Source organism: Virgisporangium aliadipatigenens, assembly GCF_016863615.1.
Lineage (GTDB): Bacteria > Actinomycetota > Actinomycetes > Mycobacteriales > Micromonosporaceae > Virgisporangium > Virgisporangium aliadipatigenens.
Window position 1 is genome coordinate 439,290 of the sequence record NZ_BOPF01000002.1, and the last position, 23,046, is coordinate 462,335.

At 71.8% G+C, this 23,046-nt stretch carries 28 protein-coding genes; 19 read left to right on the plus strand and 9 right to left on the minus strand.

Annotated elements, in window-relative coordinates; all coding sequences use genetic code 11:
* Positions 1-1,191, plus strand: a complete 1,191-nt coding sequence (locus Val02_RS02645; RefSeq protein ID WP_203897203.1) for an acyltransferase family protein — start codon at positions 1-3, stop codon at positions 1,189-1,191.
* Here Val02_RS02645 and Val02_RS02650 read toward each other — a convergent pair.
* Positions 1,188-1,403: a sigma factor-like helix-turn-helix DNA-binding protein gene (locus Val02_RS02650; RefSeq protein WP_203897204.1), complete on the minus strand. Its 216-nt coding sequence runs from the start codon at positions 1,401-1,403 to the stop codon at positions 1,188-1,190. The genes Val02_RS02645 and Val02_RS02650 overlap by 4 nt on opposite strands.
* Before the next feature lie 169 nt (positions 1,404-1,572).
* On the opposite strand from Val02_RS02650, the gene Val02_RS02655 reads away from it, so the two are divergent.
* From Val02_RS02655 to Val02_RS02665, 3 genes are all read left to right on the plus strand, one after another.
* A complete protein-coding gene (locus Val02_RS02655; RefSeq protein ID WP_203897205.1) occupies positions 1,573-1,839 on the plus strand; it encodes a hypothetical protein in 267 nt (88 codons plus the stop codon).
* A gap of 145 nt (positions 1,840-1,984) precedes the next feature.
* Positions 1,985-2,782, plus strand: coding sequence for a GrpB family protein (locus tag Val02_RS02660; protein WP_203897206.1), 798 nt, complete (start codon positions 1,985-1,987; stop codon positions 2,780-2,782).
* A gap of 10 nt (positions 2,783-2,792) precedes the next feature.
* The gene (locus Val02_RS02665; RefSeq protein WP_203897207.1) at positions 2,793-3,830 is read left to right on the plus strand and encodes a tetratricopeptide repeat protein; all 1,038 of its coding nucleotides are present in this window, start codon (positions 2,793-2,795) and stop codon (positions 3,828-3,830) included.
* 5 nt (positions 3,831-3,835) lie between these two features.
* Here the strand turns inward: Val02_RS02665 and Val02_RS02670 are convergent, their stop codons facing one another.
* The 3 genes from Val02_RS02670 to Val02_RS02680 all read right to left on the minus strand — a co-directional run bounded on the left by Val02_RS02670 (position 3,836) and on the right by Val02_RS02680 (position 7,869).
* Complete coding sequence (locus Val02_RS02670; protein ID WP_203897208.1) at positions 3,836-4,435, minus strand: class I SAM-dependent methyltransferase; 600 nt, start codon at positions 4,433-4,435, stop codon at positions 3,836-3,838.
* 156 nt (positions 4,436-4,591) lie between these two features.
* Positions 4,592-6,352, minus strand: a complete 1,761-nt coding sequence (locus Val02_RS02675; RefSeq protein WP_203897209.1) for a TIR domain-containing protein — start codon at positions 6,350-6,352, stop codon at positions 4,592-4,594.
* A 32-nt stretch (positions 6,353-6,384) separates the two neighbouring features.
* Entirely contained in the window at positions 6,385-7,869 is a 1,485-nt protein-coding gene (locus Val02_RS02680; RefSeq protein ID WP_203897210.1) for a TIR domain-containing protein, read from the minus strand.
* Between the two features lie 135 nt (positions 7,870-8,004).
* On the opposite strand from Val02_RS02680, the gene Val02_RS02685 reads away from it, so the two are divergent.
* The gene (locus Val02_RS02685; protein ID WP_203897211.1) at positions 8,005-8,352 is read left to right on the plus strand and encodes a hypothetical protein; all 348 of its coding nucleotides are present in this window, start codon (positions 8,005-8,007) and stop codon (positions 8,350-8,352) included.
* On the opposite strand, the gene Val02_RS02690 is transcribed toward Val02_RS02685, so the two are convergent.
* Positions 8,342-9,136 carry an SDR family oxidoreductase gene (locus Val02_RS02690; protein ID WP_203897532.1) on the minus strand — a complete coding sequence of 265 codons (795 nt, stop codon included), beginning with the start codon at positions 9,134-9,136 and terminating at the stop codon, positions 8,342-8,344. The two genes, Val02_RS02685 and Val02_RS02690, sit on opposite strands and share 11 nt — an antisense overlap.
* Before the next feature lie 76 nt (positions 9,137-9,212).
* Between Val02_RS02690 and Val02_RS02695 the strand changes: the two genes are divergently transcribed.
* From Val02_RS02695 to Val02_RS02720, 6 genes are all read left to right on the plus strand, one after another.
* Complete coding sequence (locus Val02_RS02695) at positions 9,213-9,572, plus strand: putative quinol monooxygenase (protein ID WP_203897212.1); 360 nt, start codon at positions 9,213-9,215, stop codon at positions 9,570-9,572.
* Positions 9,573-9,576: 4 nt separating this feature from the next.
* Positions 9,577-11,130, plus strand: a complete 1,554-nt coding sequence (locus Val02_RS02700) for an FAD-dependent monooxygenase (protein ID WP_203897213.1) — start codon at positions 9,577-9,579, stop codon at positions 11,128-11,130.
* Entirely contained in the window at positions 11,127-11,729 is a 603-nt protein-coding gene (wrbA, locus tag Val02_RS02705) for an NAD(P)H:quinone oxidoreductase (protein ID WP_203897214.1), read from the plus strand. Before Val02_RS02700 ends, wrbA begins: the two co-directional genes overlap by 4 nt.
* A 10-nt stretch (positions 11,730-11,739) precedes the next feature.
* Complete coding sequence (locus Val02_RS02710) at positions 11,740-12,696, plus strand: DUF1152 domain-containing protein (RefSeq protein WP_203897215.1); 957 nt, start codon at positions 11,740-11,742, stop codon at positions 12,694-12,696.
* Between the two features lie 86 nt (positions 12,697-12,782).
* Complete coding sequence (locus tag Val02_RS02715) at positions 12,783-12,950, plus strand: hypothetical protein (RefSeq protein WP_203897216.1); 168 nt, start codon at positions 12,783-12,785, stop codon at positions 12,948-12,950.
* A gap of 41 nt (positions 12,951-12,991) precedes the next feature.
* Entirely contained in the window at positions 12,992-13,363 is a 372-nt protein-coding gene (locus Val02_RS02720) for a YybH family protein (RefSeq protein WP_203897217.1), read from the plus strand.
* A 3-nt stretch (positions 13,364-13,366) separates the two neighbouring features.
* On the opposite strand, the gene Val02_RS02725 is transcribed toward Val02_RS02720, so the two are convergent.
* Positions 13,367-14,299 (minus strand): quinone oxidoreductase family protein, encoded by a 933-nt coding sequence (locus tag Val02_RS02725; RefSeq protein ID WP_203897218.1) that lies wholly within the window; start codon positions 14,297-14,299, stop codon positions 13,367-13,369.
* Positions 14,300-14,379: 80 nt separating this feature from the next.
* On the opposite strand from Val02_RS02725, the gene Val02_RS02730 reads away from it, so the two are divergent.
* From Val02_RS02730 to Val02_RS02750, 5 genes are all read left to right on the plus strand, one after another.
* Complete coding sequence (locus Val02_RS02730; RefSeq protein WP_239151735.1) at positions 14,380-15,321, plus strand: AraC family transcriptional regulator; 942 nt, start codon at positions 14,380-14,382, stop codon at positions 15,319-15,321.
* A 156-nt stretch (positions 15,322-15,477) separates the two neighbouring features.
* A complete protein-coding gene (locus Val02_RS48110) occupies positions 15,478-16,089 on the plus strand; it encodes a DUF4240 domain-containing protein (protein ID WP_203897219.1) in 612 nt (203 codons plus the stop codon).
* Positions 16,090-16,133: 44 nt separating this feature from the next.
* Positions 16,134-16,295 (plus strand): hypothetical protein, encoded by a 162-nt coding sequence (locus Val02_RS02740; protein ID WP_203897220.1) that lies wholly within the window; start codon positions 16,134-16,136, stop codon positions 16,293-16,295.
* An 81-nt stretch (positions 16,296-16,376) separates the two neighbouring features.
* Positions 16,377-17,186: an SDR family NAD(P)-dependent oxidoreductase gene (locus tag Val02_RS02745; protein ID WP_203897221.1), complete on the plus strand. Its 810-nt coding sequence runs from the start codon at positions 16,377-16,379 to the stop codon at positions 17,184-17,186.
* A 79-nt stretch (positions 17,187-17,265) separates the two neighbouring features.
* Positions 17,266-17,406, plus strand: coding sequence for a hypothetical protein (locus Val02_RS02750; protein ID WP_203897222.1), 141 nt, complete (start codon positions 17,266-17,268; stop codon positions 17,404-17,406).
* On the opposite strand, the gene Val02_RS02755 is transcribed toward Val02_RS02750, so the two are convergent.
* Entirely contained in the window at positions 17,403-18,230 is an 828-nt protein-coding gene (locus Val02_RS02755; RefSeq protein ID WP_203897223.1) for an SDR family NAD(P)-dependent oxidoreductase, read from the minus strand. The two genes, Val02_RS02750 and Val02_RS02755, sit on opposite strands and share 4 nt — an antisense overlap.
* A 115-nt stretch (positions 18,231-18,345) precedes the next feature.
* On the opposite strand from Val02_RS02755, the gene Val02_RS02760 reads away from it, so the two are divergent.
* From Val02_RS02760 to Val02_RS02770, 3 genes are read left to right on the plus strand one after another with little or no spacing between them, the layout of a single operon-like run.
* Positions 18,346-19,293 (plus strand): ABC transporter ATP-binding protein, encoded by a 948-nt coding sequence (locus Val02_RS02760; RefSeq protein WP_203897224.1) that lies wholly within the window; start codon positions 18,346-18,348, stop codon positions 19,291-19,293.
* On the plus strand, positions 19,290-20,066 hold the full coding sequence (locus tag Val02_RS02765) for an ABC transporter permease (RefSeq protein WP_203897225.1): 777 nt from the start codon (positions 19,290-19,292) through the stop codon (positions 20,064-20,066). The genes Val02_RS02760 and Val02_RS02765 overlap by 4 nt, the downstream gene beginning before the upstream one ends.
* Positions 20,053-20,838 carry an ABC transporter permease gene (locus tag Val02_RS02770; RefSeq protein WP_203897226.1) on the plus strand — a complete coding sequence of 262 codons (786 nt, stop codon included), beginning with the start codon at positions 20,053-20,055 and terminating at the stop codon, positions 20,836-20,838. Before Val02_RS02765 ends, Val02_RS02770 begins: the two co-directional genes overlap by 14 nt.
* Here Val02_RS02770 and Val02_RS02775 read toward each other — a convergent pair.
* A complete protein-coding gene (locus Val02_RS02775) occupies positions 20,767-22,149 on the minus strand; it encodes an FAD-dependent monooxygenase (protein WP_203897227.1) in 1,383 nt (460 codons plus the stop codon). The two genes, Val02_RS02770 and Val02_RS02775, sit on opposite strands and share 72 nt — an antisense overlap.
* Positions 22,146-23,033 carry an acyl-ACP desaturase gene (locus Val02_RS02780; protein ID WP_203897228.1) on the minus strand — a complete coding sequence of 296 codons (888 nt, stop codon included), beginning with the start codon at positions 23,031-23,033 and terminating at the stop codon, positions 22,146-22,148. The genes Val02_RS02775 and Val02_RS02780 overlap by 4 nt, the downstream gene beginning before the upstream one ends.
* Positions 23,034-23,046 lie beyond the last annotated feature (13 nt).

Genomic DNA, 23,046 nt, shown 5'->3' on the forward strand with positions numbered 1-23,046 from the left:
ATGGGGGAACCACAGGCGCCGCCGCGCACCGCTCGCCGTCCCGAACTGGACGCCATCCGCCTGGTGGTGGTGCTCGGCCTGGTCTTCTTCCACGCCTCGCTGGTCTTCGACTCCCGCGACGACTACTACGTGAAGAACGCGCAGACCACCGGCGTGACGACGTTCATCGCCGGGCTGTGCGTGGTGTGGGCGATGCCGGCGCTCTTCCTCATCTCGGGCGTCGGCACCTGGCACTCGCTGCGGCGGCGCGGACCCGGCGGGCTCGCCGTCGAACGCCTGCTCCGCCTCGGTGTGCCGCTGCTGTTCGCGATCCTCACGATCCTGCCCGTGCCGCCGTGGCTGCACCTGCGGGCCGCCGACCCGGGATACCACGACTCCTACTGGCGGTTCCTGCCGGAGTTCTACGACGTGCGGGTGAGCCTGGCCGACTTTCCGTTCCTGCTGCGGGGGGAGTACTTCGAGACCGGGCATCTGTGGTTCGTGGTGCTGCTGTTGGCGTTCACCCTGATGGTGGTGGCGGTGGCGGCATGGGTGCCGCTCGGACGGGCGGTGACCGCCCGCGACGCCGTGGCCGAAGCGACGGCCCGGCGCGGGGTCGTGCTGCTGCCGGCGATCCCGCTGGCGGCGATCGCCGCGCTCCTCGGCATGGAGGAGTCCTTCGCAGGCTGGAGCCGGTGGGCCTACCTGCTGCTGTTCCTGTACGGGATGGTGCTGGCGGGCGACGACCGGTTCCGGGAAGCGATGCGGCGCGACGCCGTGCCGGCGGCGGTGCTCGGCCTGGTGCTGTTCGGCGCGGCGGGGGCCGGGTTCGGGGCGACCGAGGGCGAACCGTTCGTGGACATGGAGACGCCGGCGATCCTCGGGCGGATCGCGTTCGGGCTGGCCGGCTGGTGCTGGCTGGTGGCGATCCTCGGGCTGCTCGACCGGCCGCGCGGCGAGCCGTCGACGGGTGCGGGCCGGCCCCGGCCGGTGCTCGCCTACCTGGGGACCGCCGCGCTGCCGCTGTACGTGCTGCACCAGCCGATCGTCGTGGCGGCCGCGTACCTCGTCGTCGGCCGGCCGTGGCCGCCGGCCGCCAAGTACCTGGTAATCGTGGTGGCGTCGTTCGTCGTCATGTTCGCCGTCTACGACCTGCTGGTGCGGCGCACGCCGGTGACCCGGTTCCTGTTCGGGATCCGCGCGGGTTCCTAGCCGGCGAGCAGCGCGGTCTGCAGCTGGCGCAGGGCGCTGCGCAGGAGCCGGGCCACCTGCAGGTGGGACAGGCCGACGTCGACCGCGATCTGCGCCGGGGTGAGGTTGCGGTAGAAGCGCAGCGTCACGATGCGCCGCTGCAGGCGCGGCAGGGTCGGCAGGAGCCGGGGGATGCGCGCCCGGAGGCCGTCATGCGCGGTGAATGCGACCATCGTTCATGTCCCTGTCTGTGGCGGCTTTCGGTGGAACGTCCGATGCCCCGCCTTGATCGGCGCAAACTCCCACGCGGGAATGTCACCCGTTCGACCCGATCGGGTTGAGCCGGGTGGAGCGTGGGTAAGCGACGGTGCAGAATGGCAATCCACGGAAGGGAACATTCTGATGACTACGACCGCGCCCATTGCGCCGACCGCGCCGAACGCGCAGACCGACGTGAAGACGCGGGTGGCCGAGGGCACCAAGCGTCAGGCCGAACGGGTTCAGGAGTCCGTGCGTCAGCAGCCGCGCCGCTGGGCCGGTGCGGGCGCCGGCGTCGTCGCCCTCGCGGCGGCCGCGGCGGGAGCCACCGTCTGGCAGCGCAGCCGGAACAAGCCGCGCAACCGTGCGGCTCGCGTCTGGCAGGCGGTGACCAGCCGGTTCGGCCGGTAGCCTCTTGCGCTCCACGGGACCCGCGTCACGGCGCGGGTCCCGTCGCGTCTACCCCGAGCGCGCGCATCGTCTCCCGGGTCTCGGGGTGCTCCGCGCCGACGACGCGCAGCAGGTACTCAGGTCGACATGACCGCCGCTCGCCCGGGTGCCCGATGTCCGGGCCGGTGACTTCGTCGGGGCCATGACCGCCGCCGGCTGGACGCACGCCCCGGAGCCCGGTGACGAGCCGGCGCGCAAGTGGTCGTTCTGCTATCCGGACGTCGGCCGGCGCACGCATCACCTGCACGTCGTCGAGGACGCCGCGGCGAACTGGCGTTCGTTGCTGGCGTTCCGCGACCACCTGCGCGGCCATCCCGGCGACGCGGCCGAGTACGCGCGGCTCAAGCGGCGGCTCGCGGCCGTCGACCCGGACGACCGGCCGCGCTACCGGGCGGGCAAGGCGCCGTTCATCGAGGAACTGCTGCGGCGGATCGCCACTGCGCGCCACGAGCCGGCGGGCTACGTGTGCCCGATGTGCCGGCAGCTCGCCTTGCCGGACAACGACGACATCGTGCGCCGCGCGGCGCTGGCGACGGCGTTCGTCTCGCCGCGCTGGTGGCCCAACAACCACGGTCACGTCATCGTGGTGCCGAACGACCACCACGAGAACCTGTACGAGTTGCCCACCCGCTACGGGCACGCCGTGCACGACCTGGTGCGCGAGATCGCGATCGCCCTGCGGCACACGTACGGCTGCGCCGGAACGTCGGTGCGCCAGCACAACGAGCCCGCCGGCAACCAGGACGTCTGGCATCACCACGTGCACGTCTTCCCGCGTTACGCCGGCGACGACCTCTACGGCTCGCGGCCCCGTCCCGAACTCGTCAGCGCGGAACGCCGCCGCCCCTATGCGGAAAGGCGCGCGTACTTCACGAGTGACGCGTTTCTATCGGGACACGCGTAGGGTCTACCGTATGGCCGGACGGGGTGGAGCGGCACATGAGGCGGAGCCGTGGTTCCAGGCGTTGGTGGAGGCGGGCGACACCCGCGCGATGGTGTGCGTCGGCGACGCCGCCTACACGGATCACCGGCCCGCCGAGGCCGAACCCTGGTACCTGAAAGCCGCCGAGCGGGGCGACACCGAGGCGATGCTGCGGCTGGCGCAGTTCCACTGGGACGCGAGGGTCAGCGCGAGCCGCACCGGCGACGACGCGGAGATGCGGCGTTGGCTCCTGGCCGCCGCCGACGGCGGCAACGTGGCGGCGATGACGCGGCTCGCGGCACACAGCACCGGCGCCGAACGCGAGCGCTGGTACCGGCGGGCCGCCGAGGCGGGTGACACCTGGGCGGCGGTGTCCCTCGCCGACCTGCTCGCCGAGCGCGACGGGGCCGAGGCGGAGCGGTGGTACCGGCGTGCGATGACGGACGGCGGCCTGTTCGCGGCGACCCGGCTCGCTCGGCTGTTCGATCGCCAGGAACGGTTCGACGAGGCCGTCGAGGCGTACCGCGCGGCCGCCGAGGCGGGTGCCACGGAGGCCATGGCGCCCCTGATCGACCTCCTGGAACGTCTCGGGCGCAGCGACGAGGCCGGCGGGTGGCAGCGGCGCCTCGACGCGGAGCTGGCGAGCAGGTCCGAGGGGACCGTCACCGGCGCCGCGCCGTGGTTCGCGGTCGTGGCGACCGCCGTTCTCACGACCGCCGTCCTGCCGTTCGTCCAAGGGCTGGTCGCCAAGGCGGCCGAGGACACGTACGTCGCCGTGCGGCAGGGCCTGCGCCGGCTCTTCCACCGCAGCGGCGGCGCGCCGGCCGACCACTACGGCGGCGAGCTGCTGATCGTCCAGGATCCCGACCCGTCGCTCAACCTCGCCCTGCACCTGTGGACGGACAGCCCGCCGGAGGCGATCCGGGCGCTCGCCGACCTCGACCTGACCGAGCGGGAGCCGGGTGGGACCGGGCTCCGGCGTGTCTTCTGGAACCAGCAGACCAAACGCTGGGAGTCGGTGCGCGGCTGACCCGCTCAGCCCCGGGCGGCGACGGCGGCGTACGGCCGGTGCGTGCCGTCGCTCGGGCGGTGCAGGCGGTCGACCTCGGCGAAACCGGCGTGCGACAGCCGTTGCGACAGCGCGGCGGGGGACCACCGGTAGGCGGTCACGACCTTGTGCTCGAACGCGGCCACCTCGTCCCCGTCGAACATGCCGACCACCAGCGACCCGCCCGGAGCCAGCACCCGCCGGAACTCCGCGAGCACGTCGTCGATCTCGTCCGGCGGCAGATGGATCAGCGAGAACCACGCCAGGATCCCGGCGACGGAGCCGCCGGCCGCATCGAGCCGGGTCATCGACCCGATCCGGTAGTGCCCGTCCGGATGGGCCGCCCGCGCGTGCGCGACGAACTCCGGCACCAGGTCGATGCCGGACGCGTCGACGCCCAGCGAACGCAGGTACGCGGTGAGGTGGCCGGGTCCGCAGCCGAGGTCGAGCACCGGGCCCGGGCAGTCCTTGAGATGCCGCCCGATGAAGGCGAGATCGTCGGGATGGGTCCGCTCCCTCGTGCCGAACAGGTCGATGTAGAGCCCCGCGACGGATGAGTACGCCCGCTGGACGGTTTCCGGATCCACCGCGCGACTATAAGGGGCCGGCGCTCAAGTGGTGGGGCCTCGCACATGTCAAACGCCGCCCGAAACATGCGTACGCCCCCACTACTCGGGCGCCCCTCCCGGCGGCCGCCGCATTCGCGGCCGGCATCGTTCCGGACGAGAGCGGTATTCGTTCGGTCATGGCCGCAGGGCCCGCTGGGCCGCACTTCTCAGCTTCGGGTCCTCGATATGCCCGGCGATCGCCAGCGCCTTATCACGTTGATCTGTGTAGAGGTACGGCGCGAGACTGATCAATGCCCTCTTCAGCGTGGTGTCGTCATCCAGTTGCCATGTGAGCAGCAGGACTTTGTCCAGTTGCTCGAGAACCAGATGCGGCGCCAGACTCTCGATCAGGCGGGACAGGGTGTCCGGATCGGCGATTCGGGCGGCGTGCTGGACGACGGTGTCCAGGAGGTCGTAGTCCAGGTAGGGCGCCATCGCGGCGAGAACGGTGGCTCGTGTCGCGGGATCGATCACCTCTGTTGCGACTCGCACCGCCCTCGCGCGCAGCTTGCGCTGAACGTCGTTGTCCTTGTCGGCGAAGTACTTCATGACTTCGGCAACGACAATTGGCGCCTCGACCTCCGCAAGGATTTCCGCGACGTCGAACGCCTCCGTCATCGTCTCGTCGTCGAGGTATCGGGCAATCTCCAGCAGCACAAGTCGCCGATTCGCGGTTTCCTGCACCATCCGTACGGCCCGGAGCGACTGGGATGCCGCAAGCCGACGATCGGGGCCCGAGAGGTAACGCGACATCTCGGCCAGGGAACGAGCACGTTCGCCGGGTTCGGTGATGCCCTCCGCCATCTGTAACGCGGAGGTACTGAGACCGGCACGCCGGGCGGCGGAGTCCGGATCGGCGGCGGACCGGGCCAGGGAAAGCGCGCGATCGCGGCGCTTGGCGTCCGTGAGGTCGACCGTTACCGCGTCGGCATCGAAGCGACGCGCGAACGCGTCCAACTGATTGAACGGACCGGTGTTCAGCCAGTCGGTACCTCTGTCGTTGAGGTCGCACCCGGCGATGCGGAGCCGTTCGACGATCTTCTTGATCGAGCCTACGGAGCCGTCGAAGCGGATCACATTGCGCCCGCCCAGGTCGGCGAACGGGCGCAGCTGGCCGATCTCGATGATGACCGTGCGCTCGGGGTGCAGTGCCATCGCCATGCCGAGTTCGAAAAGAACGTTGGGCCGGGCCTGGCCGGTCGGCCGCATCTCGTAGTCGGGCTCGTCCGTGCTGCGCATGGCGGGGTGCATGAAGGCGACGTCATCGGGCGTCAGGATCGCGACGGCCGCCTGGATTTTCCGGAACGCGGTGTCCACCACCGCACCGAGGAACGGTGCCGCGCTGCCGGTCTGCCCGACAGCAGCTTCCCATTCCAGCGGCCGCAGGCCGATCGCGCGCAGCAGGCCGAAGATCGCCCTGCGTGCTTCTTCGTCGCGCCCATGGATGACGAAGACGTCGTGTGGGTCGGGAGCCGTCGTGCGATCGCCGGAGATGGATGACTGATCCGCGTGTACCGAGGATGTTCCTGACGCTGTGCCGAACACGTCGTGGACCGCGCTGCCCCTGAAAGCTGTCGGGTGGTCCGGCTCGGCCGATTCGCCGCCGAGCAGCGCGGTGAGGTCGCGTCGGCCCACCACGGCCAGCGCTGTGGGCAACTCGGAAAGTCCGTCGCGCTCCTGCAGCCACTGCCACAATTCCCGGGCTTCCCGCCCCGCCCACCAGCGTCGTTGATCGGACGCCGGCACCTCGAGGTAGTCAGCCAGATCCCGCCAGCTGTCGCCCAGGCGTGCAAAGAACTTGTGGCGGGTTGCCGGGTCAACTTTCACGGGCTGCCCTTCGCAGATCGACAGCCCAGTATCGGTGCGAATACTGATCGAGAAGGTGTCCCCGGACACAAAGGTCCGAAAGTGCTACCACTGCGGGTGGATCACCGTTGGAGTGCGCGCTCGGTTATCCGGCGCAGTTGCGGATCTTCGATCAGCTCCGCCAGCGCCAGCGCATCCGCTCGATGATCGGCGCACAGGTACGGACCGAAACTGGACAGCGCCTCCTTCAGCGCGAGGTCGTTGTCCAGTCGCCGGGTGAGCCGGAGGGTGATCTCCATTCGTTCATGGGTCAGATACGGCGCGAAACTGGCGATCAGGTGGGCGAGAGAGAACGGATTGTCGATCCGGAATGCGCGCTGCAACACCTGGAGCACGAGGTGGTCGTCCAGATAGTCGGCCATCGCGCTCAGAACCTTGGCCCGGATGACCGGATCGATGATCTCGAAGGCTGCGGAAACTGCCGTGGTGCGAAGATCTTGATGACGGGGGTTGTCCTCCTCGGCGGCGAACCTCATCAACTCCGCGAGGATCATCGGGGTACCACGATCCGCGAGGATCTTCGCGAGTGAGAACGCCTCGGTCAGCCCCTCGTCGTCCAGGTAGCGCGCGATCTCCAGCAGCGTCGTGCGGCGGTCGGCGTCGTCCGGGATCGCCCGGATGCTTCGGAGCGCCTCCGCGGCCGACCCGGCATCCGCGGCAGATCGCGCCAGGGCCAGTGCGCGGTCTCGTCGCGAGGCCTCGGTCGCATCGGCCACGGGCGGGTGGCTCTCCAATGAACGGGAGTACGCGTCGAGGCCCTTGAACGGAACGACGTCGAGCCAGTCGGTGCCCGTGACGTTGATGTCGCAGCCCGCCGTGCGGAGCCGGTCGACGATCTTCTTGATCGAGGCGACCGAACCGTCGAAGCGGATCACATTGCGGCCGCCCAGGTCGGCGAACGGACGGAGCCGGCCCATTTCGATGATGACCGTGCGGTCCTCGTGCAGCGCGATCGCCATGCCGAGTTCGAACAGGACGTTGGGTCGGACCTGCCCGGTGAGGCGGGTCTCGTAGTCGGGCTCGTCCGCGCCGCGCATGGCGGGGTGCAGGAAAGCGGCGTCGTCCGGCGTCAGGATCGCGACGGCCGCCCGGATCTTCCGGAACGCCGTCGCCACGACGTCACCGAGGAACGGCGCCGCACTGTTGGTGTGCCCGACCGCCTGTTCCCATTCGAGCGGCCGCAACCCGACGGCGCGCAGCAGCCCGAAGATCGCCTTTCGGGCCTCCTCGTCGCGCCCGTGAATGACGAACACGTTTCGCGGGTCGGGCTGGTTGTCGCGCTGTGGTACCCGATCCGGCCATCGGGAGTTCCGGCCGGGCGGGTCGAGCACGCCGGCAAGATCGGCTCGGTCCACGGCGGTCAGCGCATCGGGCAGGTCGTGTAGGCGGTCACGAGCTTGCAGCCACTCCCAGATGTGCCCGGATTCGTCGCCCTGGCGCCATCGCGATTGCTCCCACGGTGGAATTTGCAGGAAAATGGCCACCTCCCGCCAGGAGCCGCCGAGTTGCCGCAAGAACGCGAGTCGTGCGTTGGGATCTGTCTCCACCGGGCCGCCTTTCGGAATCGACGGTCCAGTATCAGCTCACTCGGCGGTGACGCAAAGTGTTCCGGATCGTCCGAACGTGTCAGCCTGTCGACACGATGGTGGAATATGCGGCTCGTAGTCACCGAAGGAGATGCGATGGACGAGCGGGCGGATCCGGTCGAGATTCTCGCGCGCGTGGGCCGGTTCGACAGCCGCGAACGGGCGTTCGACGTGTGGGTGCACAAGGCGCGAAAGGCCGGCTGGAGCGTGGAGGTGCGCGCGACGACGTTCGACGTGCCGGGCACCGGTTGCGGGGTGGTCGACATCGAGGGCCTGCCGTACCGGGTGCACCACGGCCCGCGGGTGCGTCACCTGGTCGGCATCGTCGAGCCCGGCAAACACCTGATCGCGTCCGCCGTCGACGCGACGCTGGGGCGCGCCGACGGGACGGTGTTCCGGTGGGAGTTCGGGTACGCGGCGTGGGCCGAGCCGGTCATCGGCTGAGGAACTCCCGCACGCCGCGCGGCCGTGTGCCGAGGCGGGCACGCGTCCACGCGCAGTCCAGCCGCACGTCCCGGGCTCCCGGCAGCCCGCTGTCCACCCGCAGCCCGGCGGGAAGCGCGCGGCCGGTGATGAGCGTGCCGAGTTCGTGCCGGCTGACCGCTTCCGGGCCCGCGACGTGGTACGTGCCCGGGTGCGCCGATCCGGCCAGTTCGAGCAGCGCGTCCGCCAGGTCGTCGACGTGCACCGGGCACCGCACGTCGTCGGTGAAGAGCACGCCCGACGCGGTGCCGGCGACGAGCGCGTGCGCGAACGTCTCGTGCGCCGACTCGCCGCCGCCGATGATGAGCGACGTGCGGGCGACGGCGGCGTCCGGGTCGATCGCGGCGACCGCCGTTTCCGCCGCGGCCTTGGCGGCGCCGTAGGGCGTTCCCGGGCAGGGGCGGTCGCGCTCCGTGTAGCGGCCGGACCGGCCGGAGAAGACCGCGTCGCTCGACACGTGCACGAGCCGGGCGCCGACGTCGACCGCCGCGATCGCCACGTGCGCCGCACCGTCCGCGGTCGTCGCCCAGTCTCCCTGGTCGAATGCGGCGTTGACCACCGCCGCCGGCCGGATCCGCCGGAGCGTGGCGACCACGTCGTCCCGCCGGCGGATGTCGAGCGGCCGGCCGTCGCGCGACGGCGCGTGCCGGTGGTAGGTCGCCGCGACCCGGGCGCCCGAACGCGCCGCCCGCCGCACGAGCGCGCGCCCGAGGAGTCCGCTGCCACCGACGACCAGCACGTCCACCACGCGTACGAAGGTATCCCGGTCAGCGGGACTCACTGTCGTATTTGCCGTCGGGGCGCGCCGACACTTTCACCCTATGACCGAGGCACACACCCCGCAGTTTCCCGAGCCGGACGCCGACGAGACCGGCCCGTACACGCACCTCGGCTTCGCCCGCGCGAAACTCGGCCACGAGGACGCCGTCGAGAAGCTGATCCTCGACCTGGTCGAGCCGCTGCGCGCGGAGGAGGGCGCGATCGAGTTCCACGTGCACCGCGACCGCGCCGACCGTCAATCGTTCGTCATCTATGAAGTGTTCCGCTCGAAGAAGGACCTCGAAAGGCACGTCGCCCAGCCGTACACGCAGGAGTTCATCCGCGCGATGCGGCCGCACGTCGAGGGTCCGTTGCGGCAGCAGTTCCTGCGGATGCTGAGCACACTGCCGGAAGGCGGGTGAGACCATGACCGACGTCCTCGTGGTCGGGGCCGGGCCGAGCGGGCTGATGACCGCCACACTGCTTGCGCGGCAAGGCATCGACGTGCGCATCGTCGACTCCAAGCCGGGCCCGTGCACCGAGTCGCGGGCCTTCGCCACACAGGCGCGCACCGTCGAACTGTTCCGCTCCATCGGACTCGCCGACCAGCTCATCGCGCGCGGCGCGGTCAACACCGGCATCACGTTCCACATCAAGGGGCGCGACCTCGGTGGGCTCGACTTCGACCGCGCGCGGGCGCCGGACACGCCGTACCCGTTCATTCTCATGGCGCCGCAGTGCGAGATCGAGGACGTCCTGTTGCGGGACCTCGCCACTTTCGGTGTTTCGGTCGAACGTCGAACGACGCTCATGACGTTCGACCAGAACGACACCGGCGTGCGGGCGGCCCTGAGTACCGGCGAGACGGTGACGTGCGACTACATCGTCGGGGCCGACGGCGCGCACAGCGTCGTGCGCAAGGGTCTCGGCCTCGACTTCGACGGCGATCCCTACGCGCAGCGCTATCTGCTCGCCGACTGCCGCGTCGAGTGGCCCTTCGACCACGACACCTTCCGCATCTTCATGAACGGCGACCGCATCGGCCTGTTCCTCCCGCTCGCCGGCGCGACCACTTCCCGGGTGATGACCACCGACAAGACCGGCCGCGACGGCGACCTGAACCTCCCCGAGCTGGAAGCCGAGCTGCGCAAGGCGATGTGCGTGCCGGTGACGCTGTCGAGTCCACAGTGGACGACGCGCTACCAGGCACACCTGCGCCACGTCGAACGCTACCGCGTCGGCCGCGGCTTCCTGGTCGGCGACGCCGCGCACATCCACTCGCCGGCCGGCGGGCAGGGCATGAACACCGGCCTGCAGGACGCGGCGAACCTCGCGTGGAAGCTCGCGGCCGTGCTGCGCGCCGGTGCCGACGACGCCCTGCTGGACAGCTACCACGACGAACGCCACCCGGTCGGCGTGGAACTGCTGCGCTTCACCGACCGGCTGTACAAGGTGACGGCCGACCTGTCGGGCCCGCGCGCGCGGCTGCGCGACACGTTCGGGCCGTTCGTCGTGAAGCGGGTGTTCACGCTGCCGGTGCCGCACCGCAAGGCGTTCCGCAAGCTGTCCCAGACCGGGCTGTCCTACGGAGCGGGACCGTTCACAGTGGACGGCCGGCTCGCGTCGAAGAAGGGGCCGCGCGCGGGGGACCGGGCACCGGACGCGGACGGACGGCTCTTCGACCTGCTGGCCGGGTACCGCCTGCACCTGCTGGCGTTGTCCCGCCGGCCGCTGACCGACGTGGAGAAGGTGCGGCTGCGCGGCATCGAGGGCGTGCAGACCCACATCGTCGACAGCGGCGAGGAGGCCTTCGCGCGCTACGGACTCACCCGGGCGGACGCCCAGGCGTTGTACGTCATCCGGCCGGACGGCTACGTCGCCTGGCGCGACGACGGCCTGGATGTCGAGGCGTGCCGGCGGTTCCTCGCCCGGCTGCAGGGCGGGATCGCCACCACACGGGAAGCGGAGGTTGTTCAGTGACCAGGGTTCTGGTGCTCTACCACAGCGTCTACGGGCACGTGGAGACGATGGCGGCGGCCGTCGCCGACGGAGCGTGCACAGTGGACGGTGCGACGGTGTCGCTCAAACGGGTGCCGGAGACGATGCCGCCGGAGGCGTTCGCGGCGATCGGCGGAAAGGCCGACCAGCCGGCGCCGGTCGCCGATCCGGCGGAGCTTCCGGAATACGACGCGATCATCTTCGGCACCGGAACGCGCTTCGGCAACATGTCCGGGCAGATGCGCACGTTCCTCGACCAGACCGGTGGGCTGTGGGCCTCGGGCGCGCTCGTGGGGAAGGTCGGCTCGGTGTTCGTGTCGACGGCCACGCAGCACGGCGGGCAGGAGTCGACGGCGCTGTCGTTCCACACGACGCTGCTGCACCACGGGATGCTCGTCGTCGGGCTGCCCTACAGCGAACAGCGGCAGATCGGCTTCGACGAGGTGAAGGGCGGCAGCCCCTACGGCGCCAGCACCATCACCGGCCTCAAGGGCGAACGCCTTCCGAGCGACGTCGAACTGGACATGGCCCGGTTCCAGGGCCGGCACGTCACGCAGATCGCGGCCCGGCTGACCGCGTAGCATCGGCGGCTTGTTCACGCTGACGACCCCGCCGCTGTTCACCGCGCTGGCACCGGCGCGCAACGTGCTGATCGCCGGTGCCGGCGGCGGGTTCGACGTCTACGCCGGCCTGCCGCTGGCGTTCGCACTGTGGGACAGGGGCGTGCGGGTGCACCTGGCCAGCCTGTCCTTCTCGGAGCTGGAACTGACCGACCGCGACACCTGGCCGGCGGAGCACGTCGCGGCGGTGACGCCGGACACCGAGAGCCCCGACTGGTACTTCCCCGAACGCACCCTCGCCCGCTGGCTCGCCGTACAGGGCCGGCCGTCGACGGTGTACGCGTTCCCGCCGCTGGGCGTGCAGCCGCTCCGCGAGGCCTACGCATACCTGGTCGAACGGCTCGACATCGACGCCATCGTGCTGGTCGACGGCGGCACCGACATCCTGCTGCGCGGCGACGAGAGCGCCCTGGGCACACCCGTGGAGGACATCACCAGCCTGGCCGCCGTGACCCGCCTCGACGTGCCGGTGAAGCTCGTGACCTGCCTCGGGTTCGGCATCGACGCGTACGACGGCGTCAACCACGTGCAGGTGCTGGAGAACCTGGCCGCGCTCGACCGGGAGGGCGGCTACCTCGGCACGTTCTCGATCCCGAGTGCCGGCCGGGAGGCGACGCTGTACCGCGCCGCGGTCGCCGACGCGCAGGCGGCCACCCCGCAGCGGCCGACCGTGGTGCAGGGCCAGATCGCGGCGGCCACCCGCGGCGCTTTCGGGGACGTGCAGTTCACCCGCCGCACCAGCGACAGCGTCCTGTTCGTGAACCCGCTGATGGCCATGTACTTCACCGTCGACCTGGACCGGCTCGCCGCGCGCTGCCTGTACCTGGACCGGATCGAGAACACCTACGGACGCAAGCAGGTGATCACCCGGATCGCGGCGTTCCGCGCGGAGGTGGCGACGCGGATCCCTAGGGCTTTCCCGCACTGACCGCGCATCCGCGTTTGCCCGCCACCGCCCCCGGAAAACCGTCCATCATGGACAATCGATGGACCTTCATCCCGAGATCGCGCGGCATGAGCGCGTTCTACCTCCTCGCCGGCCTGCTGCTGACCGCCTGGACCGGATACCGGCTGGTCGACGAGGGCGTGGCCTTCTTCCCGGTCGTGGCCGTTCTCGCCGGTGCGGCGCTGATCGTGGTTGCCGTCATCGGGTTGATGTCGCCGCCGCGGCACAGTCGCTGACCCGGCTCCGTTCGCGGGGCCGCCGTGGGACAGTGGGCGGCATGGATCGGACCAGCGTGATGGAGTGGGTGCGCGGCTACGAGCGCGCCTGGCGCGACGGCGACGTCGGAGCCGTCGAGCGGCTGTTCACCGAGGACGTGCACTACCGGCGTTCGCCGTACGCGCGCTCGCTGGTCGGGCATGCCGCCGTGCGGGGGTTCTGGCTGGAGGACGAGGGGCTGGCGTTCACGGTGACGGCCGAGCCGGTCGCCGTCGAGGGGCGCTCCGCGGTGGTACGCCTGGAGGTCCACTATGGTCAGCCGGACCCCCAGGAGTACCGGGACCTGTGGGTGTTGCGCTTCGCCGCGGACGGGCGGGTCGAGGACTTCGAGGAGTGGGCCTACTGGCCGGACAAGCTCTCCGTCCCCGGCTGATCCCTACTCCGGCACGAGGATGTGGCGCACGGCCGGGTCGGCGTTCCAGACCCGTTCGGCGTCGCGCAGCGGCACGGCGGTGTACGGCGCGTCGAAGCCGGCCGCCAGCAGTTCGGCCGCACCGGCCACGAGGTCGGCGACGGCCACGCTGCCGACGCCGCTGCCGAGCAGTTCGAGGCCGGAGCCGCGGAGCGTGTCGGCCCGCAGCGGGATCTCGGCGCCGGCGTCGTTGCCGAGCTGCACGTAACGCAGCCGCGGTTCGCCGGTGCGGGAGCCTCGGCCCTCGGTGGCGGCCCGCAGGACCCGTTCGGCCGGCGCGCCCCACACGAAGTCGAGCACCACGTCGACCCCGCGGTCGAACTCGGCCCGCAGCGCCGCGTCGGCCCCGCCGTCGAGCCCGATCCGCGCGTCGGCGTCGAGCCGCGCGAGCCGGGCCGGGTCGCGGCCGACCGCGACGACCCGACCCGCGCCGAGGTGCCGCGCCGTGCGCAGCGCCATGCCGCCCGCGGCACCGGTCGCGCCGACGACGAGGACCGTCTCGCCGCCGTGCAGCGGCGCCCGCCGGGTCAACGCGACCCACGACGCGAGCCCGGCCGCGGCGACCGTCGCCGCCCGTTCGGACGGCATTTCCGGGGGAACCGGCACCGTCGAGCCGGTCGCCACGAGCGACCGCTGCGCCATCGACCCGAACGGCGCCTTCGGGAAGAGGAAGTACACGCGTCGCCCGTTCTCGTCGACGCCCACGCCGTCGACGCCCGGCACGAAACCCGCGGCGGCGCCGCTGGTGTAGTGCGTGCCGGCGGCGAGCTTGCGCACGATCGGACTGAGCGGCGCGGCGTGCACGGTGACGACCGATTCGCCCTCGGCGGCCTCCGGCTCGCGGAACTCCTGATACGTCGGCGTAGCGCCGAACGAGGTGACGACCACAGCTCTCATGTCTCGAACGTAGGTAGCATGATCCGTACGAGCTATGCTCCAGAATCGCGATTTCCTTCGCGATCGTCCGAGGGGGCCGGGTGAACGGGATCGACCCGCTGTCGGAGGTGCTCTCGCTGCTGAAGCCGTACGGCTACCTGACCGGCGGCTTCGACGCGGGCGGCCCGTGGGCGCTCACGCTCGACGACCTGGCCGGGCGGATCAAGTGCTACGCCGTCATGCGGGGTTCCTGCTGGCTGACGCTGGAGGACGCCGCACCGGTCGAACTGTCGGCCGGCGAGTGCTTCGTGCTGGCGAGCGGTCGGGTCGTGACGATCGGGAGTGCTCCGGGCGTTCCCCCGAAGAGAGCGAGCGAGGTGCTCGACCCGGACCGCGCCGGCGAGACCGTGACCTACAACGGCGGCGGCGACGTCTTCCTGGTCGGCTGCCGCTTCGAGGTGAACAGCCCGCACACCGAGGTGCTCCTGCGCACGCTGCCGCCGCTGATGCGGGTCGCCACCTCCGGCGACCGGGCCCGGCTGCGCTGGTCGATCGAGCTGATGACGGCCGAACTGCGCGGGGGCCGGCCCGGCTCCTGGCTGATGGCGCAGCAGCTGGCGCACATGATGCTCGTGCAGGCGCTGCGCCTGTACCTGGCCGAGGGCGGCGGCGACGACGTGGGCTGGTTCGCCGCGCTCGCCGACCCGCAGCTGAGTGCGGCGCTCGGTGCGATCCACGCCGACCCGGCGTTCCCGTGGACGGTGCACGCCCTGGCGGTGCGGGCCGGCATGTCGCGCTCCATCTTCGCGGCCCGCTTCCGCGAACGCACCGGCGAGACGCCGATCGTCTACGTCACCCGCTGGCGGATGATGCTGGCGGGGGAGCGGCTGGTGCGCGGCGGAGAGACGCTGGCCCGGATCGCCGGATCGCTCGGCTACGCGTCGGAGGCGGCGTTCAACACGGCGTTCAAGCGGGTGATGGGCGTCTCCCCGGGCCGCTACGCCCGATCCGGTTCTGGGGTTTTCGGCAGCGTTCGTCGTTGACATTCGTGGCGACGTGGGCCGATCCCGCGCGTCGGGCGGACCCGTTTCCCGCGCACATCACCAGCGGTGATCATCGTCTGACGGCCGGGCCGGTGGTGGTGGGCGACCCGGCCGCGTGCGCACCGGGCGCACAGGGCTCGTGCGATCATCCCCGCCGTGAACACCGAACGGTGCTGGGAGATTGTCGAGGCCGCCCGCGAGGACGTGAAACCCCTGTGGGACGAACGCACGGGCGACGACGACACCCTGGACATCGTTCTGAGCGAGGCGCTGGTGGCGCGGCTGGGCCGGCTGAGCCCGGCGGAGATCGTCGCGTTCGAGTGCCGGTTCGCGGCGCTGTGCGACCGGATCGCCGGCCGCGACGGCATCCACATGGCCGCGCACCTGATCATGCGGTTCGTCGGCGACGACGGGTTCAGCGACTTCTTCGCCGGGCTGGTCGGCCTCGGCCGGCACTGGTACGAGCGCGTGCTGGAGAACCCGGACAACCTCGCCGAACATCCGGCGGTGCGACGCGTCGCGGCGGGCACGCTCGGCGAGTACGTGCTGCTGATGGAGGGCGTGCAGTTCGCGGCCTCGACGGCGTACGAGCAGCTCACCGGCGAGGACGACGCGTTCCACGAGCACGTCGAACGGGTCGCCCGGGCGCTGGCGGACGACCTGGGCCCGGCGCCGGAGCCGTTGCCGAGGCCGCTGCGGATGCCCCGGCTGGAGGCGATGTTCCCGGCGAACCTCGCCGTGCTGCACGAGGTGTACGACGAAGAGTGATCCGCGCGGTGGGACCGGGCCCGGTAGGTATGCTTCGGAGTCCTATGGACGAGCGCGGTGACCTGGACCGGCGCCTTGCCGACGCGGTCGAACGCCTCGGGCACGGCCTGCGTTCGCTCGCCCAGCACAGCGCCCGCGCCCAGGGCCTCTCGCCGCTGCAGCAGCAGGCCGTGCTGGCTGATCGACGTTCCGGTCGAACGTCGTGAGCCTACCGAGACCCCCAACTCCGCCTGCACCCTGGACGGTGCCTGCACGTGACGCCGGGCGGCAATGCGATAGTCGGCCGCATGAGTCGCACGATCGTGGTCACCGGGGCGAGTTCGGGCATCGGGCTCGCCGCCGCGGAACAGTTGGCAGCACAGGGAAATCACCTCGTGGTGGTGGGGCGCGACGAGCGCCGGCTGGCAGCCGCGGTCGCCCGGGTCCGCGCGGCGGGGCAGGGGCGCGCGCCCGGGCAGTTCCGGGCCGACTTCGAACGCCTCGCCGACGTCCGCGCCCTCGCGGATCACCTGCTGTCGACCTGTCCCACGATCCACGTGCTGTGCAACAACGCCGGCATGTACGTCGGGTCCTACCGGCGCACGGAGGACGGCCACGAGGCCACGATGCAGGCCAACCACCTGGGGCCGTTCCTGCTCAGCACCCTGCTGCGCGAACGCCTGCGCGGCGGCCGCATCGTCACCACCGCCTCGGGGCCGGCCCCCGGCTACACGATCGACCCGGACGACCTGGGCGGCGCACCGGAGCGCTACCGCGGCGTCTCCGCGTATACCTCGACCAAGACGGCGAACATCCTCTTCGCCGACGAGGCCGCCCGCCGCTGGCCGGACATCCTGAGTGTGAGCTTCTACCCGGGCCTGGTGCGCACGAACATCGGCGGCACGTCGGCGCTGCGGTTCGTGTTCCGGTACGCGCCGTTCCTGATCAGTGCGGAACGCGGCGGCGGGCACCTGGCGTGGCTGGCCACCGCGCCCGCCGAGGAACTGGCCAACGGCGGCTTCTTCACCAAACGGCGCCTCGCGAAGGCCAAGGGCCGCGTGTTCAACCCCGAGACCGCGGCGCGGCTGTGGGAGGCGAGCGAGGCGGCGGTGCGTTAGCTCCCCGCCAGGATCCCGTCGAGGATGACGCCCCACACGCAGCTGGTGTCCGGCACGCCGCCGGCGCAGCACCTCCTCGGTGATCCGCAGCGCGTGGCGGCCGGTGCGCAGCCGGGCGAGCGCGACCGTCGTGAGTGCCGTCGGGCTGCTGACCCGCGCACCCGCACCCGCACCCGCACCCGCGTCCGCGACCGGGGCCGCAGAGCCGGGCAAGTCCTAGCAGCGGCCGTTGCGGTCCTTGTCGTCGTCGCCCTTGCCGGGTTCGGTCAGCCGGCGCTGCATGGCCGCCTTGGCCGGTTCCGGCATCAGCCGCCCGGAGGCGACCATCGCCTTGTTCACGAACGACGCCGCCACCACGTGGTGCTTGCCGGCCATCAGCGCCTTGAAGCCCCGTTCGGCCACGTCGGCCGGGTCGTCCTTGTGCGCGGTCTCGCCGGCGCGGGTGTCCTCCATGCCGGCCCGGGCGAAGAACTCGGTGTCGGTGGGCCCCGGCATGAGCGCGGTCACCGTCACCCCGGTCCCCTTCAGCTCGTCGCGGATCGACTCCGACAGCGAGTACAGGAACGCCTTCGACGCCGCGTACGTCGCGTAGAACGGCCCCGGCGCGGTGGCCGCGATCGACGACGTGAAGAGCACCCGCCCGTGCCCGCGCGCCACCATGTCCGGCAGCAGCCGCTTCGCCAGCACCACGGGCGAGGTGATGTTCAGGGCGAGCAGGTTGAGCTCGGCGCGCAGGTCCGTCTCCACGAACGGGCCACCCACGCCCACGCCGGCGTTGAGCGCCAACGAGTCGACCGGCCGTCCGGTGGCGGCGATCGCGGCGCAGAGCTGCTCGACGCCCCGCTCCGTGGCGAGGTCGCACCGCACGGGTAACACGGAGCGGCCGTGCGCACCCAGCGACTCGGCCGCGGTGCGCAGTTCCTCGTCCTCGGCCGCGATCACCACGTCGAAGCCGTTCGTGGCGAACTGCTCGGCGAGCGCGTACCCGATGCCGCTCGACGCGCCGGTGATCACCGCGAGCGGCGTCTCGGACGGAACCGTCATCGTCACACTCCTTCGTCGGATGCCCGTGGGTGGCCTCCCTACCCGCCCCTTCCGGCGCCAAACGGTGCGTTACTGTATCGACGACCGTCAGCGATCAATGGGGAGGTTCGCACGGGTGAGCGCCGTGGAGATCGACGCGGTCAGCCGCACGTTCCGGATCGACGGCCGCACGGTCGAGGCGCTGCGCGAGGTCAGCTTCACCATCGGCGCCGGCGAGATCGTCGGACTGCTCGGGAGCAACGGTGCCGGTAAGACCACGTTGACCCGGATCCTGTCGACGCTGCTGCTGCCGACGAGCGGCACCGCGCGGGTCTTCGGTCACGACGTGGTGCGGGACGTGCGCGCGGTGCGGGCGGCGACCGCCGTGGTCTTCGGCGGCGACCAGGGCCTCTACGGCCGGCTGACCGGACGGCAGAACATGACCTTCTTCGCCACCGTGCAGGGCGCGCCGCGGCGCGGGCTGGCCGGCCGGGTCGACACGGCGCTGGGTGAGGCGGGACTCGCCGCGGCGGCCGACCGGGCGGTGCAGACCTACTCCAAGGGCATGCGCCAGCGCCTGCACCTGGCGATCGGCCTGCTCGCCGCGCCGCGCCTGCTGCTGCTCGACGAGCCCACCACGGGGCTGGACCCGATCGAGGCCGAACGGCTGCGCGGCGTGGTCGACGCGCTGCGTTCCACCGGTGTCGCGGTGCTGCTGACCAGCCATTACCTGCTCGACGTCGAACGGCTCGCCGACCGCGTCGTGGTGCTCGCGCAGGGGCAGGTGGTGGGCGACATGACGACCGCCGAGTTCAGCCGCACGGGGGAGTTCGTCGCCACGGTGACGGTGCGCGGCCGGGGCACGCCGCCGGCGCCGACCTCCGCCGCGCGCCTGCTGTCGCTGGGCGAGCCGGTCGTGGACGACGGCATCTGGACCGTGCGGCTGGCGGTGACGGACTGGGGCGTCGACTCGTTCGGCGAACTGAGCGGCCTGCTCGGCGGCGCCGACGTCGTCGACGTGCAGGTGGCGCCGGTGCGGCTGGAGGACGTCTACGCGGAGTTCCACCGGCGGAGCCGCGCGTGAGGCCGGGCGCGGCGCTGTGGATGGTGTGGACGGCGGCCGTCACGCAGGCCCGCATGCAGGGCCTCAACCCGGGGATGATCGTGCTCGGCATCATCCAGCCGGCGGTGTTCCTGGCGATCACGTTGCGCACCGCCGAACGGCTCGACACCGCCACGACCCAGCGGATCACGGTGGCCGTGGTGCTGACCGTGCTGTGGAACACCACCATCTGGGTGGCCGGCGGGATCCTGCGCGGCGAGGTGCGCGGCGGCACCCTCGCGGCCAACCTGACCGGCGCCCATCCCGGGTACCTGATCCTGTTCGGCAAGTGCCTGGGTGCGCTCTCGCACGCCGCGGTGGTGATCGTCGGCTCGACGGCGGCGACGCTGCTGGTGACCCGCACGCCGGTACGCGTCGAACGCCCCGGCTGGGCCCTCGTCGGCGCGGTCGTCGCCCTGCTCTCCGGCACGGTGCTGGGCACCCTGCTCGCGTGCCTGTTCATCCGCACGCACTACGGCACGCAGCTGTCCGGTGTGCTGATGTACCCGATCTACCTGGTGGGCGGCATGCTGATCCCACCCGACGTGCTCCCCGAGCCGGTCGAGCGGTTCTCCGCGCTGATCAGCCTGCGCTGGGCGAACGCGTTCATCACGCACGCCGTGGGCGGGAGCGTGCGCCCCGGCGAGCTGACCGTCCTGTGTGGACTGACGCTCGGCTACGCGGTCGCGGCGGTGTGGCTGTTCGGCCGCGTCACGCACAACGCCCGGAGCGAGGGCCGCCTTGTCCTCGACTGACCTGCTCGGGCGGCTGCGCGGCGTGGGGCGCTTCGCGCTGGTCGAGTTCCTGACGATGAACCCGCCGTCGATCGTCGCGACGGCGCTGCTGCCCCGGGCGGTGGTGCAGACCCTCTTCTTCACGGTGCTCGGCGGCGTCCTCTCCGGCGCCGACGGCCGCCGCTTCGCCTTCGTCGGCGGGCTGGCGATGAGCCTCGTCGCGGTGCTGATCGGCGACGTCGGCGAGGTGCCGGTGGCGGACAAGTGGGCGGGCACGTTCGGTCGGCTGCGCACCGGCGTGCTGCACCCGTTCGTGCTGTTCGTCGTGCGCTGCTGGCCCTATCCGGTGACGGCGACCGCGCTGACCGCCGTGACGATCGTGTGCGTCGGGCCGCTGACCGGCCAGTCGGGCCTGGTGCTGCCGCTGCTGTCCTGGCTGCCGGTGTACCTGTTGATGGCGCTCACCTCCGCGGCGACCGTTCTGGCGGCGGCGCTGCTGGCGCTGGGCCGGCGGGCCGAACTCCTGGCCACCAACGCGGTCAGCTTCGGCATCCTGCTGGCCGGCGGCGTCTTCCTGCCGCCCGGTCGGGTGCCGGTCGTCGACGCGGTCGGCACGGTGCTGCCGATCCGGCACGGGCTGCTGGCGCTGCGGGCGGGGCTCGACGGGCGCCCGTTCGCCGGTGAACTGGCGGCCGAGGCGCTCGTCGGGGCCGGGTGGCTGCTAGTGGCGTTCGTCGTGACGGTGGTGCAGGCCCGACGCGCGCACCGGCTGGGCATCGACGACTTCGCCTGAGCCGCGTGCGGCGTGGTCGCGGGCCGGCAGGAGCACGCGGCGCAGCATCCCGGGGGCGAAGAGCCGGCTCGGCGGACGGGTCAGGTTGATCGTGCGCAGGAACGCCCGGGTGACCGCCGGATCCGTCTCGGTCGCCCGCAGCACCCGCCGCAGGTAGGCGTTGAGGACGCGCACCCGCACCGTTCGCGGCCCCTCGACGGCCGGGAACGCGAGGTCGCCGCCGACCGCGATGTCCCACGGGATGTCGATGACCTTCGCGGCCCGCGCGTAGAAGCGTTGCGGCACCACGGTTCCGTCGCGGCGCACGCAGTCGCGCAGGGCGAGGCTCTCCACGGCGGCCACCGTCATGCCCTGGCCGTAGATCGGGTTGAAGCTGCACAGCGCGTCGCCGAAGGTGAGATAGCCGGCCGGGTGCCGGCGCATCCGTTCGTAGCGGCGCCGCACGCTCGCCGGCGCGCGCGAGCGCAGCGGGGCGGTGAGCGGCTCCGCGTGGTCCACGACGGCGTGCAGGTCCGCGATGGACAACCGGCGCGCGAAGGCGGCGAAGCCGTCGTCGTCCACCGGCGGCGCGTCGTGCGCGAAGCCGACCAGGGTGAGGATCCACCGTTCGCCCTCCAGGGGCAGCATCGCCGCGCCGTACGGGCAGGCCGGGGAGAGGCCGGTCACGATGCCGGCCGATCCGCTGGGCAGCGGCCGCCGGCGGAACTCGCGGGTGACGTAGACGAGACCGGCCCGCACGACCTCCTCCGTCGGGGCGTCGTAGCCGAGGGCGCCGAGCCACACGGCGCTGCGGTTACCGCGGCCGGTGGCGTCGACGACGAGGTCGGCCGGAAGTTCCGCGGTGCGGCCGTCGGCGAGCGTCACCACCGTGGCGCCGGTGACCGTGGTGCGGTCCGGCGAGGCGAGCAGCCCGGTCGCCTCGCAGCCGCCGCGGATGTCCACATTGGACAGCGCGCGCACCCGGGCCCGGATATGGTCCTCCAGCGCCGGACGGCTGGAGCCGAGCATGAGCGAGTCGAGCCGCCGGCGCCGCATCGGCCGGGTGCCGTTGTGCCAGTTGAGGTCGGCGAGGTCGGCCACCAGCGCGCCGGCGGCGGTCAGCTCGGCGGTCAGGCCGGGGAAGAGTTCCTCGACCACCTCGCGCCCCTTGGCCAGGATCGCGTGGGCGTGCAGCCCGTGCGGGACCCCCTTGCGCGGGCCGGTGCCCGCCAGGTCGTCCCGGTCCACCACGACCACCCGGTCGAACGTCTCACTGAGCGCACGGGCGGCGAGCAGCCCGCCGATGCTGCCGCCCAGGACGACGGCCCTCATCGGCCCGGCTCGATCCCGCGCAGCCGGTGCGCGAACTCGGCCAGGTCGGCCGCCGACGCCTCGCCCCGGCTGTCGCCGAACCCGTTGACGAGGCGCACCAGCGCGTCGTACGCCTCGGTGTGGTCGTAGCCGACGTCGTCGGCCATCTGCAGCGACCACCGCCAGTATCCGCGCAGCGTGTCGGCGAGCGGCATCTTGAACGACGCCAGCACGTCCTTGAGGTCCGGCACGGTCCTGGCGAGCCCGTGCCGCGCGACGTAGGCCTCGACGAGCCGGCTGTAGAAGGCGAAGTGCCGCGCCTCGTCCCGGGCCAGCCGGCTCAGCAGGTCGCGCAGCAGCGGCTCGCGCACCACCTCCCGGAAGCGTTGGTAGAACAGCTGGGTCGCCTTCTCCTGCACCAGTGCGTAGGTGAACGCCTGCACCGGTTCGCCGTGCGGCAGCGTGAACTTCTTGCGCCCTTCCTCGGCCAGGTCGACCATCAGCGTGTCCGCATCGGTGATGCCGGCGTCGACCTGGTAGCGGGTCAGCACGGTGGCGTGGCGTTCCTCGTCGTAGGCCCACGCCACCAGGAAACGGAAGTACTCCCGGTTGAAGCAGAACTCCTCGACGCTCTCGGCGCCGGTGAGCGGGAACAGTTCGAGGAAGTAGGTGAGGTAGCCGGGGATGTGGTCCTCGATGAAGGTGAGGAACCGCACCGCCGAACGGTCGTTGCGGGTGAGCCGCTCGGGGCGCAGCGCCGCCCAGTCGAGGTCGTCGACGGCCCACTGCCGGGCGGCGCCGCGGGCGACGGCGTCACCGACGAGCGCCCGCATCTCGCCCAGGTCGACCAGCCCGCGCCACTCCCGCGGCGGGTCCACTGTGGACAGCGGTGCCACGGTGGACACGTCCGGCGCCCCG